Source organism: Pseudomonas mandelii (genome assembly GCF_006438925.1).
In the GTDB taxonomy this organism is placed as follows: Bacteria; Pseudomonadota; Gammaproteobacteria; order Pseudomonadales; family Pseudomonadaceae; genus Aquipseudomonas; species Aquipseudomonas mandelii_C.
Genome location: NZ_RCZA01000003.1, coordinates 87,101 through 104,613, shown reverse-complemented (window position 1 = coordinate 104,613; position 17,513 = coordinate 87,101). Strand labels below are relative to the sequence as shown.

Annotated in this window: 18 protein-coding genes and 1 tRNA gene; 8 read left to right on the top strand and 11 right to left on the bottom strand. The window is 52.8% G+C overall.

The window, feature by feature from the left end; genetic code table 11:
* Nucleotides 1–67: 67 nt before the first annotated feature.
* Complete coding sequence (locus EAH74_RS07515; protein ID WP_140677392.1) at nt 68–1,501, bottom strand: M48 family metalloprotease; 1,434 nt, start codon at nt 1,499–1,501, stop codon at nt 68–70.
* Nucleotides 1,502–1,599: 98 nt separating this feature from the next.
* Here EAH74_RS07515 and EAH74_RS07510 point away from each other — a divergent pair, with 98 nt between their 5' ends.
* The gene (locus EAH74_RS07510; protein WP_123366784.1) at nt 1,600–1,839 is read left to right on the top strand and encodes a sulfurtransferase TusA family protein; all 240 of its coding nucleotides are present in this window, start codon (nt 1,600–1,602) and stop codon (nt 1,837–1,839) included.
* A gap of 31 nt (nt 1,840–1,870) precedes the next feature.
* On the top strand, nt 1,871–2,941 hold the full coding sequence (locus EAH74_RS07505; RefSeq protein ID WP_140677390.1) for an AI-2E family transporter: 1,071 nt from the start codon (nt 1,871–1,873) through the stop codon (nt 2,939–2,941).
* Nucleotides 2,942–3,083: 142 nt separating this feature from the next.
* On the opposite strand, the gene EAH74_RS07500 is transcribed toward EAH74_RS07505, so the two are convergent.
* Entirely contained in the window at nt 3,084–3,557 is a 474-nt protein-coding gene (locus tag EAH74_RS07500) for a peroxiredoxin (protein ID WP_140677389.1), read from the bottom strand.
* 10 nt (nt 3,558–3,567) lie between these two features.
* Nucleotides 3,568–4,128 carry a glycine cleavage system protein R gene (locus EAH74_RS07495; RefSeq protein ID WP_046055714.1) on the bottom strand — a complete coding sequence of 187 codons (561 nt, stop codon included), beginning with the start codon at nt 4,126–4,128 and terminating at the stop codon, nt 3,568–3,570.
* A 329-nt stretch (nt 4,129–4,457) separates the two neighbouring features.
* Here EAH74_RS07495 and dapA point away from each other — a divergent pair, with 329 nt between their 5' ends.
* The 6 genes from dapA to EAH74_RS07460 all read left to right on the top strand — a co-directional run bounded on the left by dapA (nt 4,458) and on the right by EAH74_RS07460 (nt 9,242).
* Nucleotides 4,458–5,336, top strand: a complete 879-nt coding sequence (dapA, locus tag EAH74_RS07485; RefSeq protein ID WP_123366783.1) for a 4-hydroxy-tetrahydrodipicolinate synthase — start codon at nt 4,458–4,460, stop codon at nt 5,334–5,336.
* Nucleotides 5,337–5,353: 17 nt separating this feature from the next.
* The gene (gene bamC / locus EAH74_RS07480; RefSeq protein WP_140677388.1) at nt 5,354–6,469 is read left to right on the top strand and encodes an outer membrane protein assembly factor BamC; all 1,116 of its coding nucleotides are present in this window, start codon (nt 5,354–5,356) and stop codon (nt 6,467–6,469) included.
* A gap of 4 nt (nt 6,470–6,473) precedes the next feature.
* Nucleotides 6,474–7,232 carry an MBL fold metallo-hydrolase gene (locus tag EAH74_RS07475; protein WP_008153089.1) on the top strand — a complete coding sequence of 253 codons (759 nt, stop codon included), beginning with the start codon at nt 6,474–6,476 and terminating at the stop codon, nt 7,230–7,232.
* A gap of 28 nt (nt 7,233–7,260) precedes the next feature.
* Complete coding sequence (gene purC, locus EAH74_RS07470; protein ID WP_008034929.1) at nt 7,261–7,974, top strand: phosphoribosylaminoimidazolesuccinocarboxamide synthase; 714 nt, start codon at nt 7,261–7,263, stop codon at nt 7,972–7,974.
* Between the two features lie 83 nt (nt 7,975–8,057).
* Nucleotides 8,058–8,147 (top strand) — tRNA-Ser (locus tag EAH74_RS07465).
* Nucleotides 8,148–8,420: 273 nt separating this feature from the next.
* A complete protein-coding gene (locus EAH74_RS07460) occupies nt 8,421–9,242 on the top strand; it encodes a short-chain dehydrogenase (RefSeq protein ID WP_140677386.1) in 822 nt (273 codons plus the stop codon).
* A gap of 226 nt (nt 9,243–9,468) precedes the next feature.
* Here EAH74_RS07460 and EAH74_RS07455 read toward each other — a convergent pair whose 3' ends face one another.
* From EAH74_RS07455 to EAH74_RS07420, 8 genes are all read right to left on the bottom strand, one after another.
* Nucleotides 9,469–10,164 (bottom strand): recombinase family protein, encoded by a 696-nt coding sequence (locus EAH74_RS07455; RefSeq protein ID WP_140677384.1) that lies wholly within the window; start codon nt 10,162–10,164, stop codon nt 9,469–9,471.
* A gap of 1,192 nt (nt 10,165–11,356) precedes the next feature.
* Entirely contained in the window at nt 11,357–12,583 is a 1,227-nt protein-coding gene (locus tag EAH74_RS07450) for a hypothetical protein (RefSeq protein ID WP_140677383.1), read from the bottom strand.
* Nucleotides 12,584–12,880: 297 nt separating this feature from the next.
* Nucleotides 12,881–13,180 (bottom strand): hypothetical protein, encoded by a 300-nt coding sequence (locus tag EAH74_RS07445; RefSeq protein ID WP_140677382.1) that lies wholly within the window; start codon nt 13,178–13,180, stop codon nt 12,881–12,883.
* 204 nt (nt 13,181–13,384) lie between these two features.
* Nucleotides 13,385–13,645: a hypothetical protein gene (locus EAH74_RS07440; RefSeq protein WP_140677380.1), complete on the bottom strand. Its 261-nt coding sequence runs from the start codon at nt 13,643–13,645 to the stop codon at nt 13,385–13,387.
* Entirely contained in the window at nt 13,645–13,938 is a 294-nt protein-coding gene (locus tag EAH74_RS07435) for a hypothetical protein (protein ID WP_140677378.1), read from the bottom strand. Before EAH74_RS07435 ends, EAH74_RS07440 begins: the two co-directional genes overlap by 1 nt.
* 63 nt (nt 13,939–14,001) lie before the next feature.
* Nucleotides 14,002–16,308, bottom strand: a complete 2,307-nt coding sequence (locus EAH74_RS07430) for a hypothetical protein (protein ID WP_140677376.1) — start codon at nt 16,306–16,308, stop codon at nt 14,002–14,004.
* Nucleotides 16,309–16,597: 289 nt separating this feature from the next.
* The gene (locus tag EAH74_RS07425) at nt 16,598–17,143 is read right to left on the bottom strand and encodes a hypothetical protein (protein ID WP_140677375.1); all 546 of its coding nucleotides are present in this window, start codon (nt 17,141–17,143) and stop codon (nt 16,598–16,600) included.
* 103 nt (nt 17,144–17,246) lie between these two features.
* Nucleotides 17,247–17,453 carry a hypothetical protein gene (locus tag EAH74_RS07420; protein ID WP_140677373.1) on the bottom strand — a complete coding sequence of 69 codons (207 nt, stop codon included), beginning with the start codon at nt 17,451–17,453 and terminating at the stop codon, nt 17,247–17,249.
* Between the last annotated feature and the right edge of the window lie 60 nt (nt 17,454–17,513).

Below are 17,513 nucleotides of genomic sequence, written 5' to 3'. Positions count from 1 at the left end.
TCGGTTGAATAAAAAACCGCCTCGAAAGAGGCGGTTTTTTTGTGCCTGTCTTTTTTTGAGAAGCAGATCAGCCCATCATGTCCTTGATCATGCGCTCCTGTTCCATCAGCTCCCGTTGCCGTGCGTCGATCCGCGATGACAGCGGGAAATTGGTTCCTGCCTTGCGCTTGGCGAAGTCCAGTTGCTGAATGGCCTGACGATAGTCGCCGACCAATGCAAAATACTCGGCGCGGGCCTGATGCAGGCCGATGATGTTGCCTGACAGACCGCGAGTCTCGGCCACCATGTACCAGACGTCCGGATCGTCAGGACGGCTCTTGAGTAGGTTCTCCAGTGCTTTTTCCGCCTCGGGCGCACGGTTCTGCTTGAGCAGCAGGTCAACACGCACCGAATTCAGCGGATAGTTGCCGGGATACTGCGTCAGCATTCGGTCAACCCGGGACTGGGCGTCTGGCAGACGATTGTTGGTGATGTCCAGATCGACCTGCGCCAGGTTGTAGATGATCTCGTTCGGCGACTTGGCCAGAAGCAGCTTGAGGTTTTCCCGTGCTTCATTCAGCTGGCCGCCCTTGATCTGGGCGATGGCCAGGCCATAGCGAGCGACATCATTTTTCGGGTTTTCATCAAGCTGGGCGCGAAAGCGTTTGGCGCCCAGGCCTGGGGTTTCTTCATAGATCAACTGGACCCGTGCACGAATCAGCTGATAACGCGTCGTGTCTTCGATGCCGCCGGGTTTTGCCTGTTCGGCGCGGTTGCGCGTGTCAGCGATCCGCGACTCGGTCACCGGGTGAGTCAGCAGAAATTCCGGTGGCTTGGCGTCAAAGCGGTACTGGCGCGCCAATCGCTCGAACATGGTCGGCATCGAGCGCGGGTCGTAACCGGCCTTTTCCAGATTGAGGATGCCAATGCGGTCAGCTTCCTGTTCGTTCTGGCGAGAGAAACGCCGTTGCTCCTGAATGGCTGCCGCCTGCGTGCCCGCAATGGCCGCGATCCCGGCATCGCCGGCGCCGGCTGCGGCAATCACGATCCCGGCCAGCAGCGCGGCCATCATCGGCACCTGCATGCGCTGTTGGGCTTCGACGCCACGGGCGAAGTGGCGCTGCGACAAGTGGGCCAATTCGTGAGCGAGTACGGAGGCGTATTCGCCTTCGGTCTGGGCATTGAGGAATAAGCCGCCGTTAACCCCGACAATGCCGCCCGGTGCGGCGAAGGCGTTGAGTTGCGGGCTGTTGATCAGGATGAACTCCAGGCGCCGGTCATTGACCTGGCTGGTCTCTACCAGTCGGTAGACGCTGGATTCGACGTAGTCCTTGAGCTGTGGATCGTTGAGCTGCGAAACCTGGCTGCGCAACAGCGCCAGCCAGGCACGGCCCAACTGATATTCCTGTTGCGGCGAGACGATGGCAGAACTGGCGTCGCCGAGTGACGGCAAGTCGTCGGCGAAGCCCGGTGAGGCAAGCAGGCAAGCGAGCGTCAGCAGGGTAGGGCGCAAAAAAGTCATGCACAAAGCCTTAGTCGACAAAGACCTTACTGTAGCCGGACACTACGCTTCGGACCAGATATTCTAGCCGCTCGACCACCTGACTCCGGAGTGATGCAATGACCGACGCTGTAGCCCATGACGCCGAGCTCGACGCCAGCGGCCTGAACTGCCCCTTGCCGTTGCTCAAGGCCAAGATGGAGCTCAATCGACTGGCCAGCGGGGCAGTGCTGAAGGTAATCGCCACCGATGCGGGCTCGCAGCGCGACTTCCGCACCTTTGCCCGATTGGCCGGTCATACGCTGCTTCGTGAAGAAGATGACGCGGGTGTTTACCGCTACTGGTTGAAAAAAGCCTGAATTCTGCTGCGTTCGTTTCTAAGGATTATTGATGTTCAAAGTGTTACGCGACTGGATTCAGCGCTACTTCTCCGATGAAGAGGCCGTTGTGCTGGCGGTCCTGCTGTTTCTGGCGTTTACCGCCGTGCTAACGCTGGGCGGCATGCTTGCGCCAGTGCTGGCCGGGATGGTGCTGGCGTATCTGATGCAAGGGTTGGTCGTCACTCTCGAACGCCTGCGCATGCCGGGCGGGGTGGCGGTGGGGATGGTCTTTGCGTTGTTCATGGGGCTGTTGCTGGTGTTCATCGTAGTTGTGGTGCCGTTGCTCTGGCATCAGTTGATTACGCTGTTCAACGAGTTACCCGGCATGCTCGCCAAATGGCAGTCGCTGTTATTGCTGCTGCCCGAGCGCTACCCGCATCTGGTATCCGATGAGCAGGTGCTGCAGGCCATCGAAGTGGCGCGGGGCGAGATTGGCAAGTTCGGTCAGTGGGCGCTGACGTTCTCGCTGTCGAGTCTGCCGTTGCTGGTGAACATCATGATCTACCTGGTGCTGGTGCCGATCCTGGTGTTTTTCTTTCTCAAGGACCGGGAGATGATCGGTCAGTGGGTGCGTGGTTACTTGCCCCGTGAGAGGGCGCTGATCACCCGCGTCGCTCATGAGATGAACCGGCAGATCGCCAATTACATTCGCGGCAAGGTCATCGAGATTTTCATTTGCGGTGGCGTGACCTACATCGGTTTCGTTGTTCTGGGGCTCAACTACGCGGCGCTGCTGGCATTACTGGTGGGCGTATCGGTGGTGGTGCCTTACGTCGGCGCTGTTGTGGTGACCGTGCCGGTCATGCTGATTGCGCTGTTCCAGTGGGGCTGGAGCGATCAGTTCATCTATTTGATGGCGGTCTACGGGATCATCCAGACGCTGGACGGCAACGTGCTGGTGCCGCTGCTGTTTTCGGAAGCGGTCAATCTGCATCCGGTGGCGATCATCTGCGCGGTGTTGTTGTTTGGTGGGCTGTGGGGCTTTTGGGGCGTGTTCTTTGCTATTCCGCTAGCAACCCTGTTCAAGGCTGTACTGGACGCATGGCCGCGCAAAGAGCCGGTGGTGGCGCCGCTGCTTTAACTGCCGGGCTTGATTCTTGAGTAAGGCATAAGGCCTCTTCGCGAGCAGGCTCGCTCCCACATTAAACCGCGTTTGCCTGGACAGCTCGGTCAACTGTGGGAGCGAGCCTGCTCGCGAAAGCGTCCGAAAGGACGCTAAAAAATCAGGCCTTGTTCAGTGCCTGAGCTGCAGCCAATACAGCATCCACATGACCCGGCACCTTCACACCACGCCATTCCTGACGCAACACACCGTCCTTGTCGATCAGGAACGTGCTGCGATCAACGCCCATATATTCTTTGCCATAGAGCTTTTTCAGCTTGATCACGTCGAACTGCTGGCAGAGCGCTTCTTCCTTGTCGCTGATCAGCTCGAAGGTGAACGCCTGCTTGGCCTTGAAGTTTTCGTGTGATTTAAGGCTGTCGCGGGACACGCCAAAGACTTCGGTATTGGCAGCTTTAAAGGCGTCGAGCTGGTCACGAAAGCCCTGACCCTGAGTGGTGCAGCCTGGCGTGCTGTCCTTCGGATAGAAGTAAATCAACACCTGCTTGCCTTTGAGGCTCGCGAGGTTGACGGTCTGCCCGCTGGTGGCGGGTGCTTCGAAGTCGGCAACCGGTTGGTCGATGGCAACGGCCATGAAAGCTTCCTTACATTGGGTTTTGTGGGCGCCACGGTTCGATCAGGGCGTCCAGGTTCAGCGCGTCGGCGAAATCCAGGAACTGATCGCGCAGCCAGCTGATTTGCACACCGGCGGGCAAGGTCACGGTAAACGTGGCATTGAGCATGGTGCCGCCGGTTTGCGGAGCCTGATAGGTGTCGCAGGTCAGGTTTTCCAGCTCGACGTTGTGGTCCATGAAGAACTGGCACAGCTCGTTGATGATGTCCGAGCGGTACGCCGAGCTGACATAGGCGACGTATGGCAGGGCCTGAGGACGATTCTCCAGCGCCGCGCTGCGCACGACATTAACGGTGAATGCGTGCTTCTTGGCGAGGCTCGACAGGCTGCCTTCAAGGCGCGCCAGGGCGTCCCAGCTGCCGGAGATCTCGAGGATCAACGCGCTGCACTCGCCATGACGCGTCAGGCGAGAGGTGACCACGGCGCAGCGGTTTTCATGGCTGGCGCGGCACAGGACGTTAGTCAGCTCCATGGGGTTGGCGCCGAGGGCACTGATGACAAGGAATTGTTCGCGAACTGTGGGGGTGGACATGCAGCATTCCTAAAGCGATGAGCGGTCGATACTTCTACGGGCTTTTTTTACCGGGAGCGAGCCTGCGGATGCGAATTCAAAAAACCCGAACCGCAAGGTTGCAACGTGCTCCAGAGTGGCAGGAGCGAGGGGTGGCAACGCTGGATCGGGGCTTGTGATGCCGAAAATGGAGGCTGGAACCCGGCGTACGAGCTTATCAGTACCGATCAAAGTCTGAAGGGTAGCGAAAAGCAGCGCCAAGGGGAATGGCAGCAGCGCAGTACTTCGCTTGTACAAGCATCTTGGCGCCAGTACCATTACCGCTCTCTTTTTCCGGCAGGAGCGGTTGCATGATTGCGGGCAGTATGGTGGCACTGGTCACACCCATGGATGCACAAGGTCGTCTCGACTGGGACAGCCTGAGCAAACTGGTGGACTTTCACCTGCAAAACGGCACCCACGCCATCGTGGCGGTCGGCACCACAGGTGAATCGGCCACCCTTGACGTGAACGAGCACATCGAAGTGATTCGTTACGTGGTGAAGCAGGTTGCAGGGCGCATTCCGGTGATCGCCGGTACCGGCGCCAACTCGACGCGCGAAGCCATCGAGCTGACCACCAATGCGAAGACCGCCGGTGCCGATGCTTGCCTGCTGGTGACGCCGTATTACAACAAGCCGACCCAGGAAGGCCTGTACCAGCACTTCAAGGCCATCGCCGAAGCCGTCGACATCCCGCAGATCCTTTATAACGTGCCCGGCCGTACGGCGTGCGACATGCTGGCCGAAACCGTGATCCGCCTGTCGACCGTGAAAAATATCATCGGTATCAAGGAAGCCACCGGCGACCTGTCCCGTGCCAAGGCCATCATCGACGGCGTGAGCAAAGATTTCCTGGTGTTCTCCGGTGACGACGCCACCGCAGTCGAGCTGATGCTGCTTGGCGGCAAGGGCAACATCTCGGTGACCGCCAACGTTGCCCCGCGCGACATGGCCGACCTGTGCAACGCTGCTCTGAAAGGCGACGCCGTGACGGCCCGCGCGATCCACGAGAAGCTGATGCCACTCAATAAAACCCTGTTTATCGAATCCAACCCTATCCCCGTGAAATGGGCACTGCATGAAATGGGCTTGATGCCGGACGGTATCCGTCTGCCGCTCACCTGGCTCAGTGCTGCCTGTCACGAACCGCTGCGGCAGGCCATGCGCCAGTCCGGCGTCCTGGTTTAATTGAGGAAGTACTACGCATGAAGCGATTGGCCGGACTTTCCGCACTTGCCTTGATCATCTCCAGCACCAGTGGCTGCGGATGGGTCTGGGGCCCGGAAGGTTATTTCCGTGACCGCGGTAGCGATTACCTGGAAGCGCAACAGACTGCACCCATGCAATTGCCGTCGGATGTCAGCACCGCCAAACGTCTGGATCCGCTGTTGCCGATCCCGCGCAACGTGGCCGATGACACCGTCAAGGGCGAGTACATCGTTCCTCGCCCGCAGCCGTTGTCGGCAGGGGCTGACGCCAGCGCCTACTCCCTGCAAAAGACCGGTGATTCGCGTTGGATCGTCGCTCAGAACCCGCCGGCCGAAGTCTGGCCAGTGGCCGTACAGTTCTTCCAGGACAACGGTTTCCGTCTGGACGAACAGCGTCCGCAAACCGGCGAATTCACCACCACCTGGCAGCATTCCGACGAACTGTCCGCCGCGATGGCCAAGCGCCTGAGCGCAGCCGGTGTCGGCGCTGACAGCGAAACCCGCGTGCGGGTCCGCATCGAGCCAGGCGTGCAGCGCAACACCAGTGAAGTCTACGTGGTCAGCGCCGAGCGTCCTGCCGGTAGCACCTCCGACGTGGCCTTCACCAACCGTTCGGTCAACACTGGCCTGGACGCGGCACTGGTCGACGACATGCTCGCGAGCATGAGCCGCACCTCGGAGAAGGGCGGCTCGGTCTCCATGCTGGCTTCGCGTGACTCCGATACGCCAAGTCGTGTCAGCCTGAGCGAAGACGGCAGCGGTAACCCTGTCCTGAACGTCGGCAGCGACCTGGATCGTGCCTGGTCGAGCGTCGGTCGTGCGTTGGAACAGGGCGAATGGCGCGTTGAAGACATCAACCGCAGCCTGGGCCTGTACTACATCAACCTGTCGGAAAAAGCCGAGAAGAAAGACGAGAAGCCTGGTTTCTTCAGCGGCCTGTTCGGCAGTGCGCCGAGCAAGGAAGAAGTTGAAGCCCGTGCCGAGCGTTATCAGGTTCGCCTGAGCAAGGTTGGCGACAACGTCCAGGTCACCGTCGAGAAAAACATCAACACCGTGGCGCCGGCAGATGTGGCGCGCAAGGTATTGAGCGTGATTCAGGACAATCTGGGCTGATCTCATGCGTTTTGCCGTTCTCGGCAGCGGTAGCCAAGGGAACGGCACGCTGATAGCCAGCGCTGACACGTATGTGCTGGTGGATTGTGGTTTCTCCCTGCGGGAAACCGAAAAACGCCTGCTGCGCCTGGGTGTGAACCCTGCGCAGCTGAGCGCGATACTCGTGACCCACGAACATGCCGACCACGTGCATGGCGTGGGTTTACTGTCTCGGCGCTACAATCTGCCTGTCTACCTCAGTCGCGGTACCCTGCGCGGGATGCGCAAACCAATTGAACCGGCTGGCCTTCTGGCCGGCGGCGAGCAACTGCAGATCGGCGCACTGAGCATCGGCGTCATTGCCGTGGCCCATGATGCACAGGAGCCGACGCAATACGTCTTCAGTGACGGTGAGCGGCGTTTCGGCCTGTTGACCGACCTGGGCTCGTATTGCAACAAGGTGCTGGACGGCTATCGGGATCTCGATGCGTTGATGATCGAGTCCAACCATTGCCGTGACATGCTGGCTCGCGGTCACTACCCGTACTTTCTCAAGCAACGGGTAGGCGGTGAACTGGGGCATTTGAACAACCATCAGGCGGCATTCCTGGTGTCCGAGTTGGGCTGGCAAGGCCTGCAACATCTGGTCCTGGCCCATCTGAGCAGCAAGAACAACCTGCCGCAGCTGGCCCGGCAATGTTTTGTCGACACCCTCGGGTGCGACCCGGACTGGCTGCAACTGGCCGATCAAGATTCAGGGCTCGACTGGCGACACATCGCCTAGCCCACCTACTTAGCAAGCGGAGCCCATCATGGAAAAACGTGAAGAACTCTACCGCGGCAAAGCCAAATCGGTTTTCAAGACCGACGACGCTGACCGCTTGATCCTGCTGTTTCGCAACGACACTTCGGCGTTCGACGGCAAGCGCATCGAGCAGCTCGACCGCAAAGGCATGGTGAACAACAAGTTCAACGCCTTCATCATGCAGAAACTCGAAGCCGCCGGCGTGCCGACCCAATTCGACAAACTGCTGGGCGACAACGAATGCCTGGTGAAAAAACTCGACATGATCCCGGTCGAGTGCGTCGTGCGTAACTACGCCGCCGGCAGCCTGGTCAAGCGCCTGGGCGTCGAAGAAGGCATGAAGCTCAACCCGTACACCTTCGAACTGTTCCTGAAGGACGACGCCAAGGGCGACCCGTTCATCAACGAATCCCACGTCGTGGCATTCGGTTGGGGCACCGCCGAGCAACTGGTTCGCATGAAAGAACTGTCGCTCAAGGTCAACGAAGTCCTGAGCAAACTGTTCGACGACGCCGGCCTGCTGCTGGTCGACTTCAAACTGGAATTCGGCGTGTTCTCCGACGGCTCCATCGTCCTGGGCGACGAGTTCAGTCCGGACGGCTGCCGTCTGTGGGACAAGGCCACCGGCAAGAAAATGGACAAAGACCGCTTCCGTCAGGGCCTCGGTGACGTCATCGAAGCCTACGAAGAAGTCGCCAATCGTCTGGGCGTACCGCTTTAATCGACGCAAGCATCTGATAGCACGGAAAAATTTCGCTTAGGGGGTTCGCTTCCGGCAAAAGTGTTGTTATGATGCGCGCCGTTGGAGAGATGCCAGAGTGGCCGAATGGGACGGATTCGAAATCCGTTGTACCTTCACCGGTACCTAGGGTTCGAATCCCTATCTCTCCGCCATACATAGAAAAGCCCCGCAAATCAATGGTTTGCGGGGCTTTTTGTTTTGCGATTGTACTACTCGGTTGTACTACTCCCTTCCCCCGCTGTGCCCCTCATCTGAGACCTTCCCTGACTTCGTTCTTTCCGCAGTCCACTATGTCTAGTGGTTGGTTCGAACGCTCTACCGGTGGGTGCCCGAACTAGCGCGCCTTCCTCATGTGGACAGGGTGTCTGCAAGCCGATAATGTCGATGGAATGCATTTCCCATATTGCCATTTAGAGCCAGCCTGCATGACCGCACAGACACCACCTCCCACAAAAAAAGAGTTCTGCATCACCTTTCCCCTGTATGAGCAATTCACCTTTGCGGCGGGCCAGGACAAAGCAGGCTGGAATGTAATGTTCTCCCAAGAGCCAATCGACACGTACTGCCCGGAATGTAATGGCCCCAGCATTTTCCATCACCATATCACTGGGAGCGTCCCTCAATATATTGACGCATGGGTGGGGAGTAAGCGATTTAACGTCTTGCTTAAATGTTCTCGGAATGAGGGCCATCACTTGTACTTCCTGTTCGACGTTGAGGATAGGACGGTGCAGAAAATTGGACAGTATCCGTCTCTTGCTGACCTCAACACGTATGATGTGCGTCAGTACTCTACTGTGCTATCCAGAGAGGATTTCAAGGAATTCACTAAAGCTATTGGCTTGGCTGCGCACGGTGTAGGGGTAGGCTCATTTGTCTACCTGCGGCGAATCTTTGAGAACCTTGTAGATGCTGCTTACCAGATCGCGAAAACCGATAGCGGCTGGGATGATGACGCTTATCAAAACGGGCGGATGGCAGAGCGGATACAACTGCTGGCGGGGCACCTTCCCGAGTTTCTCGTGGAAAATCGTTCGATGTACAAGATTCTTAGCCAAGGGATACACGAGCTGACAGAGAATGAGTGCTTAGTGGCGTTTCCGGTCGTAAAGATGGGAATCGAGCTAGTCCTTGATGAGAAGTTGGCCGCAGCGGCGAAACGACGAAAGCTAGAGCAAGCAACGAAGGCCATTCACGGCCTAGTCAGCAGAGCAGGCGCTGAGGCTCGCTCCGGTACTGGTGAGTAGATCGCTGATTATTCTTCAGGTCGTTTTCTGCACCAAAGCCCAAATTCCCGCCGTGGAAAAGTGTCCCGTCTTTTATGAACTTGATTTCCGGCCAGGAAATTGAACAGCAGAAGGACTTTTGGAAACTGGGATTCAAGAGTGAGGTTCTTAGTGGTGTGCGAGCGTCCGAATAGGAATCGTCTGAAATGTAGAAATAACAAACTGCCCCCTGAAGCCCCTGTAAGCCTCAGAAGGACACGTTGAGAGCGAGCATCAGGCGACGTACTGCTGTTGGTGTGAACTCGCTACCACGGGCTGTACGAAGCCCTTTAACGTTGAGGCAATCAGCTACTGACTGAAGTGTCTTCACCTTGTCGTGCAGGCAAGCCTTGAGGTGTGGCTCTAGGGTGGTTTGGTATGTGCTGATGTTCGCCATGCGGGTGTTGTTAGCTGTTGTGATATCAGCGACTGCACGTCCCTTAGCCTGTGCATCACTCCTGTTCTTCACCTTCTGGATGCTCTCTGCATCACCATTGGTTGCACGCTGCTGGAGAGACTGTAGGGCGTCCTTGGTACGTTGGCTGATGAATGCACGTTCCTGTTCTGCCAGAGCTGCAAACAAATGTAATTGGAATTTGTCAGCTTGGGGCATGGTTGCCACTTTGAAGTCTGTACGCTTCATTAAGCCTGCAATGTGTTCAACGTCCCTAGAGAGCCTATCCAGCTTTGCACACAACACTGGGACTCCATGAGAAGCAGCCTTGATGAACTCAGGACGCTCCATAGGATGGATGGTGCCGGAGATTGTCTCACTGTAGACAGCTATCACATTCCAGCCATTTTGGGAGGCTGCACGTTGGATGTACTCAAGCTGTGCCTCTAAGCCTAAGCCTGATTCACCTTGCGACTTTCGAGAGACACGAACGTAGCCGACACAATCCATTTCCAATCCCCTAGAGCATTTCTGTTGTGACGATTCTATAGCGGATTCTGGGAGTTGTCATTAGGGGAGACGAACGTCAGTGCAATTGATAATGATAAAAACAAAAGGGCTTGACTTTGTTGGAATTCCATTGGGTAAAACCTGATATGACCATTGGTCGGATTCGTTTGGATTGAGAGTGAAAAACCTTGCACCAATGTTGTAGGTGTGCATCGTTCGCCACCCTTGGGTTTCGTTTTTCTGAATTTTCAAATCCCGGCGCCGCCAGAGAAAAAGCAATTCGCTTAGTACAGACGCACTACTATGGTGCAGGAAAGGGGTTTATTGTACTGATTGGTACAAAACACGTTGGCTAAAATTTCAGCTGACGGGCTCTAAGCCAATGAAACCGGGGTGTGTAGCCAATCTGGCCTAAACGGCCCCAGCCAAGACACCTATATGTACCATATAGTTACTACAGGGTTTTGATGAGTTAATTGTACGTTTTTTGATCAGATGTGAATCCGTCGCACTATGCAGACAGAGGATTTTGAATGTGTCGTATTAATAAAGACAGGACATGGATGCTTCGCATCAAGGAGGTGTACAACCCTGAACGGACGTTCAGAAGGGACAAGACTGGGAGTGTTCCAGACTGGGAGTGTAACCTGATAAAACAAAACAGATAATCCAGTACCCTAAGAACTGACGTTCTTGGAGAGTGTAAGCTTTGACCGTAGGTGAGCTGGCGAACCAACCGTAGGTCAGGAGGGTACAATTGATAACTGACGTTATCAGTGCTAATCCTCTTTGTTAGTGTTGTTATGATAATTGTATATTATTTGTACAACCAACATTGGAACACTCAAACCTAACGGTTTTGGGTAAGGCATTGTCTCTTGAGTGCTATCACCTGTCAAACTAGTAATTTTCATGTTGCAAGCAACTAACATGAATACTTTTAACTTATCCTCTTTCTGTTCGTGCAAACACTCGGCCTTCAGCCGGGACTATGTACCATTGTGAACGTCCGTTCACGGGTTACAACACTTCGTAGCTGCACACTAAAAATGGCTGTAAGCCTTGAATTACGTGGCCTGTAGGCAATGCAGTCGGAGTAGAACGTCTCCTACTCTTGCGAGTGCGAACAATGTGTTGTCCCAACGAAAAAGCCCCATCCGGCAACATGGCAAGATAGGGCTTCAGAGTTGTTTTAAAAAGGAGCGTTGTAGAACGGGTCAGAGTTCATTGCCCCAGGGCGAACGAGTGACAGGGTATCGACTGTATCCGTCAGGATCACTGCGCGTGCAGGTTGGCCCATTGTCGCCTTGAAGGCAGCCAGAGACGTATGGTGAAGCTGCGCACCAGCAAGAGGGTTTTGCACGTACTGGAATGCGTCAACAGCGTATCTTGGCAAGTTGGTAACGTTGCCTGTGTACGTGATGAAACTGTGGGCGGTGTTCTCAGCAATCACCATTTCCAGAGTATCGGCCATAACTGCAATCGACTTACCGTGCAGCACGTCGAACAACATCTGTGCATGATGCTGGGTAAAGAGACTGGGTTCTGTCTGAGTGGCGAGAGCTTCCTCAAGGGCATAGGCGAACACTTCAAGCTCTGGACGATGCGCACTGAGGCGGTTCAGTTCCTGACAGAACACAACCTCTTGGCGTGAAGCAGGGGAGGCGAAGTATTCACCCGTTTCTTCACCAAGCATCATGGCTTTAACGTGATGAAGCTCCTTTGTCTTCATGCCATCCACTTTACTGATATCTGGAAGTGCTGCTTTATGGTCTGGGTTGGCTGGATCGTATTTACTGACAATCCATTCTGTGAGTTGGCTGCGTTGGGCTGGCTTGATCTTGCATTCCTTGATTGTATCTAGAACAACCTTCCTTCCAAGATAATCAATCACCCGTGTGACAACTTCAGACTCCTTGTCCAAACGCTTATCAATATTGTGCTTGGAATCAAGTGTTAGACGGTGAACAGACTTACCGTAACCAAACCACTTGGTGCTGTGTGCACGGTTGAGAGCTTTGGGAGCGGATACAAGGTTCTCAGCGTACAGAAGACCGATAATGTCATGTCCTTTCACTGGGGCGATATGGGATAGCTCGTATTCGTTACGATCACCATAGCCGTTGTATTGCATGTTGGTCTTGTACAGGGTGTGAAGGTAAGACAGGGATTCAACAGTGTGGCCGCGTAGAATCTCAAGTGTTCCAGCACGAATACACTCACGAGCGATGTAATAGAAGAAAGCAGCTTTCAAAGCTTTCTCCATTGGGTCTTTCCTCACTTTCTGGTTGGCGGTGTTGTCTTTGCAAGTGCGGTTGCAATAGATGGCGGTTTTAACAGATGGTCTGAATCTCTTTTTGCAATCTGGATTCTTGCATGTCTTCTGTTTAGCGGTTGCTGTGGTGTTTTGTGTGGTCATTAGTTGTTGCTCCAATCAGGATAGCGGGAAGTGGGTTGTTTGCCATAAATGCAGTACGGCAACTGGTTGTGCAGAATGGGCGGATTCGCTTACTAACGAATACATGCTCGCAATTCATGCAAGTGCAAGATTTCATTGTGTTACTCCTATTAGAATGATGGGCTGTGCTTTGACTGTTTTGGTCAAACTAGGCCACGTAAACCGTGGGTTGTAGAGGTGCTAAAAGTGCATGTAGTACCTTGGGCAGTCCTGCAATGTGCACCTCTCAGAACGCACTACAGGAGCTTACAGAGGGCATTAAGAATCCTTGCTGTATCTGGCTTTCAAGATATTCATTGTCATATCAGCGGATGTTAGTGGTGTGGTATCAGCGGACTTTGTAACTTGCTTAGCTTCTTCAACTAATTCAGCCGATCTTATAAGCATCTGACTGAACTGGTCGTCAGTAAACCACCTCACTTGTTCTGCAATGTCTACTGCTGCACTGTAAGAGCATCCAGAGGCCACTAGATCGGCAATGCGACTAGCGTTCTTATGAAGAGCCTGAATGCCTGCTGTGGGCCTTGTTACCGATACTGTTTTGTAAATTCGTTCCATTTTGTTTCTCCTGTTAGAGTAGGTATTTTCTATGAATGTATAGTTTGAATTCTTCTTCCGTTACACCGCTTTTGATGCACCTGAGTAGATGGTCGGTGATATCAGGAAAGTTATATGGGATGTGTGGGCCATACCAATCAGTGAGGTATTGTTCTACACCCATACGGATTGGCTGTTGTCGTTCAATGTTCTTGTAGAGCAGTCTCATTGCCATCTAGCCTCTTTGCGGGTTGGGATGTTACGTTGAGTACGCTTGTCTCCACGCACTTTCTTACGATCACTGTAGAAGCTGTAATCATCGTCAATATCATTAGATTCAAGAGCTGGGATAAGCTCGTATGTGAAATCTGGGATATCAGCAAGGGGGTTGGGTTCTACAATTGACATAGGAGGGGATGTATCATCAGGAGTTGTGGCGGGTTTCTTGCGAAGTGTGAGCGTTGTTTTCTTGATACGTTGTTCCATTAATTATTCCTTGATAGTGGTCCTAATTCCCGTTCACATTCATTCCTGTCAAATTGTGTTTGGCATAAGATTCGGGTTAGGAGAGTTGTTGTCTTTGAAACATCAGAGATTGCAGCGAGTGTTGATTGCTGGCTTTCAATAATGCGGCTGTCGGTATAACGTCGAGATTCTTCTAACGTTTGCAGGTTGTCTTTCTGCAATTCGTTATATCTTGTAACCGAGTATCCAAGCGTTAATACAAAGCACAATGCTAAGACGCCTATAAGCGTCCATACGGCTTTAAGTTTGGCCATGTCGGTTGTCCTGTAAGTTTGTTAATTAGAATGCCTCAGAGGCTCTTGTGGAGCCTCCTAGCGTTATTGTCCGTCGTACTGTAGAGAGCGGGCTTGGCCAAGTGCATTACGGAAAGATCGTTCTGCAATCTCTGGCATTTTCAAAGCCATAGCATCTGTTCTCTTATCCATCTCTACCGTGATTGCATCCATGATCTTGGTTCTATCCTCATCTGTGGCAGAGCCATGCAGCTCAATGTTGATATTACTGCCTTCAATAGTGGTATTGATTTGAGGGGCGGCCATAGAGTTGGCAGTGTTGGTAGAGTTAACAGAATCAAAAGCAGGGGAGTTAGAGCTTCTGTTGTAGAAGCCAGCCATTTGTTTGATGGTGTCTGCACCAAACTGGAATTGTGGAGTGATTCCCGGCATTGCTCCAGCTTGTCCCAAAGTGTCAGGAGCCAAATCCATTGCTTGCTTCTTGTACTCTTCACGCTTGTCTTTAATACCAAGTGCCCAGTTCCAGAAGTTACCAACAGGGCCGCCCTGATGTTGAGAGTTGCCGTCAACATTAGAATAATCATGCGTGCCAACCATTCCCAAAGAGACTGGCATATCTGCCGTTGTCATACGGTCTTGCGTCTTCTCTTGGTCTGTCTTCTCACTACCATCAACATTCTTGCCTGCTGACATGTTGAACAACTTAGCGGTTAGGTTGATAAGTCCGGTATCAAAGTTGGTAAGGCTCTTATCAAGCTCTTCAAACATTTTGTTAGCTGGTGCCATTGCTTCAACCAGCTTTCTTTCAGCGTCAATACGCTCTCCGATTGCACCAACTAGAGCAGGATCAGCTTGTTGTTTAGCTGTCTGTAGGTATTGATCGTTTACATAGCGAGCTTGTCTAGCTTCAATACTGTTCTTATGGCGCTCTAGGGGCTCTTGGTTTTGAGACACAGCATATGCAAATCCAGCATCAAGAGACTGAGGTGTAATTCTACGTTCTGTACGAGCTTGCAACATGTAAGCCTTAGCACCCTTGTCTTTTCCTCTGTAACCAAGTTGGCGAGCAGCGCCGATATCAACATCACCTGCTAGGCGTGGCCCCAAGGCGTCTTCAATTGGTTTATAATCTGTACCAGAGGCATAACCTTTAGCCAGCACTTGGCCCATCTGATAATTCAAACTCTCTTGTTGTGTGGCGTTCAAGTTACCAGCACGGAACAAGGCAGAACGGTCTTTCATCACCTTCATTGCCGCATCAGGCGAATAACCCATCTTTCCAAGGCCAGCCACACTGTTAGAATATGTGCGGGCAGAATCCTTGTTAATCGACATACCGAACTCTTGGTAATCGTTAACGTAAGCATCGTTAAACTTCTTGCGTGTTGTTGGGTCTTCAGATGCAGCGGCCAGAGCGTTATCAAACTGTTGTGTATCGGATGTAGACTCTTGACGCTTCTCTACACGGTCACGCAATACATACATGGCTGCTGTAAGTGCTGCGACTGCCACTCCAACAGGGCCAAGAGCTTCAGCGATGTTCAACCCAATTCCGCCGATACCACCATGGAGCATAGAACCAATACCACCACCACCAAAGCCACCACCACTATTAGAAGCGTTAGCAGCCTTAGCAGCTCTTGCAGCTTGGTTGGCTTGCCACACTGCATGTTTCTGGCCTTGCCATTGAAACTTAGTCTGTGCGTTGTTGTGTGCTGTTTGTTTGGCGTTGGCTGCTGCTGCCAGTGATGCAACTCTTGCTTGGTGTAGGATTGCATCATGTTGAGTTTTTTGGGCAATACGTTGAGCAACAATTTGAATCTGATTTGCTTTCGACTGAGTTAGAAGGTGATTTGCGTCCGCTTTAGCTGTAGTAGCTTGGGTCTTTGCAAGAATCTGTTGTAGACGTGCTTGCTTAGCCTGTAGCGTTACCAAACTCCCTTGTGAGGCCACTTGCTGCTTTGATACACCATTAGCAGCCTGTTGTGCTGCAAAGGTCTTAGCAGCGATTACAGCGGCGTGCTGTTGGTCTTTTACAGACTGGCTAACAAGGTTGCTATGTTGCTTGTCTACAGAGTAAATCCATTTCTTACTTTGCAACTCAGCTTGGAAGGTTTGACGTTTAGCGTCAGATAGTGCCTTTTGGGCTTTTGCTTCTCGACCAATTGCGTGTGAGAGTTTGGTTTTAGCCTTGTCTGCATCGCTAGTATCAATCTTTAGTTTGAGTGGCTTTGCCATCTTTGCAGTCAGCTTATCAACTTCTTTTCCAAGCTGTAGCATCTTCTGGGAAGCGGCCTGCATCACTGCCATAGCCTGTTGCAGTGGGCCGGTGTTAACGTCGAATACAAGCTTGCCTGTTAGTCTTGCAATTGTCTCTGTGTGAGCTGTCATTTATTAACTCCTGTTATTGCACTACCACCATACGAATGCTGATTGTTTGGTAGTGTTGTGTGGCTCTCTGCCAATCCATTCAGGGTGGAGGTGATAATGCTGACTGGGGTTACAAGGAAGACGCTGTGTTGTTTCCCTGTATCCGCCATTGCTGTTAGGTGTTGCCTCAATGTATCTTTTGGTAGAGTCATAGGCGTGTTGATATCTCCATAGATTGGATAGCCTTGTAAGGGCGAGGAATTAGTTGTGTTGGGAGAGGGTTGTAACAAAGGGGCATTGCGCCCCTATATTATTTAGTCTTTGTTCCACGCATACGAGCTTGAACACGTTTGTCAAACTCTTGAGCGGCTCTTGCTTCGTCTTCTGCCTTCAGTTGGGCAACAATTGCAGCTTCTTCAGCTTTAAGTGCGGCGGCTTCCTGTGCGTAGACTTTCTGATTGTGGACTTCGATATCAGCGTTATATTTGGCAGTGATTTCTTCTGCAATCTTCTTGGCATTTTCAGCTTGGACAGATTCAGGTTTAGAAACATATAAAATCCCAGCACCTACAGCAGTGACTTCAGGGGTGCAAATGTTACTCAAGAAAATCTTGTAACCTTGGTCAAGACGTTGTTGAAGAACTCCCATCGCACCGATAAGAGAGCGTTCTACAATCTTGTCGATGGCACCTAAGAAGTGCTTGCGGGGGTAGTTGCCTCTAGCATCCGGGGTTGCTGTGTAATCAGTATCATGTCCAGTTAGGCGAATAGCGTAAGCGGCCATCTCGCAATCAATCAGGAATTGAAGCTCTTTAGCATCTGCTTTCTTCAGGGTTAGTTTCGTTGCGTTTGTCATAATTTGGTTTCCTTGTATTAGATAGTGTTGGTGTAGTGTTGAGCGGCTGCGAATAGCAAACCAAGGGAGGCGCTGCTTGTTAACATCCAGATGCATAACTCCATTAGAGTGCGTTCGCAAGGTAGTGGAGTGCAGCATCATTGCCGAAAAGACGTTTGATTTTGTCGTACATTCTCTGACGGTGTTGCATGTACTCGAATCCGGTTTGCTCTCTAGGGGCTTTCGTTTCGACTGTGGTTGCTGGTAGACGGATAATTGTCTGCACTTCTGGTTGTTGCACTGTGATGCTTACATTAATAGTTATGTTCATTGGAAAGGCTCCTGTGTTATTGGGGTGTGGTTTCTGGTTGTTGCTCTTGTTCCAACACTA

What these genes read in the sequence shown, in the direction of transcription:
- EAH74_RS07515 (WP_140677392.1), bottom strand. Translation starts at nt 1,501, where the DNA reads ATGACTTTTTTGCGCCCTACCCTGCTGACGCTCGCTTGCCTGCTTGCC.
- EAH74_RS07510 (WP_123366784.1), top strand. Translation starts at nt 1,600, where the DNA reads ATGACCGACGCTGTAGCCCATGACGCCGAGCTCGACGCCAGCGGCCTG.
- EAH74_RS07505 (WP_140677390.1), top strand. Translation starts at nt 1,871, where the DNA reads ATGTTCAAAGTGTTACGCGACTGGATTCAGCGCTACTTCTCCGATGAA.
- EAH74_RS07500 (WP_140677389.1), bottom strand. Translation starts at nt 3,557, where the DNA reads ATGGCCGTTGCCATCGACCAACCGGTTGCCGACTTCGAAGCACCCGCC.
- EAH74_RS07495 (WP_046055714.1), bottom strand. Translation starts at nt 4,128, where the DNA reads ATGTCCACCCCCACAGTTCGCGAACAATTCCTTGTCATCAGTGCCCTC.
- dapA (WP_123366783.1), top strand. Translation starts at nt 4,458, where the DNA reads ATGATTGCGGGCAGTATGGTGGCACTGGTCACACCCATGGATGCACAA.
- bamC (WP_140677388.1), top strand. Translation starts at nt 5,354, where the DNA reads ATGAAGCGATTGGCCGGACTTTCCGCACTTGCCTTGATCATCTCCAGC.
- EAH74_RS07475 (WP_008153089.1), top strand. Translation starts at nt 6,474, where the DNA reads ATGCGTTTTGCCGTTCTCGGCAGCGGTAGCCAAGGGAACGGCACGCTG.
- purC (WP_008034929.1), top strand. Translation starts at nt 7,261, where the DNA reads ATGGAAAAACGTGAAGAACTCTACCGCGGCAAAGCCAAATCGGTTTTC.
- EAH74_RS07460 (WP_140677386.1), top strand. Translation starts at nt 8,421, where the DNA reads ATGACCGCACAGACACCACCTCCCACAAAAAAAGAGTTCTGCATCACC.
- EAH74_RS07455 (WP_140677384.1), bottom strand. Translation starts at nt 10,164, where the DNA reads ATGGATTGTGTCGGCTACGTTCGTGTCTCTCGAAAGTCGCAAGGTGAA.
- EAH74_RS07450 (WP_140677383.1), bottom strand. Translation starts at nt 12,583, where the DNA reads ATGACCACACAAAACACCACAGCAACCGCTAAACAGAAGACATGCAAG.
- EAH74_RS07445 (WP_140677382.1), bottom strand. Translation starts at nt 13,180, where the DNA reads ATGGAACGAATTTACAAAACAGTATCGGTAACAAGGCCCACAGCAGGC.
- EAH74_RS07440 (WP_140677380.1), bottom strand. Translation starts at nt 13,645, where the DNA reads ATGGAACAACGTATCAAGAAAACAACGCTCACACTTCGCAAGAAACCC.
- EAH74_RS07435 (WP_140677378.1), bottom strand. Translation starts at nt 13,938, where the DNA reads ATGGCCAAACTTAAAGCCGTATGGACGCTTATAGGCGTCTTAGCATTG.
- EAH74_RS07430 (WP_140677376.1), bottom strand. Translation starts at nt 16,308, where the DNA reads ATGACAGCTCACACAGAGACAATTGCAAGACTAACAGGCAAGCTTGTA.
- EAH74_RS07425 (WP_140677375.1), bottom strand. Translation starts at nt 17,143, where the DNA reads ATGACAAACGCAACGAAACTAACCCTGAAGAAAGCAGATGCTAAAGAG.
- EAH74_RS07420 (WP_140677373.1), bottom strand. Translation starts at nt 17,453, where the DNA reads ATGAACATAACTATTAATGTAAGCATCACAGTGCAACAACCAGAAGTG.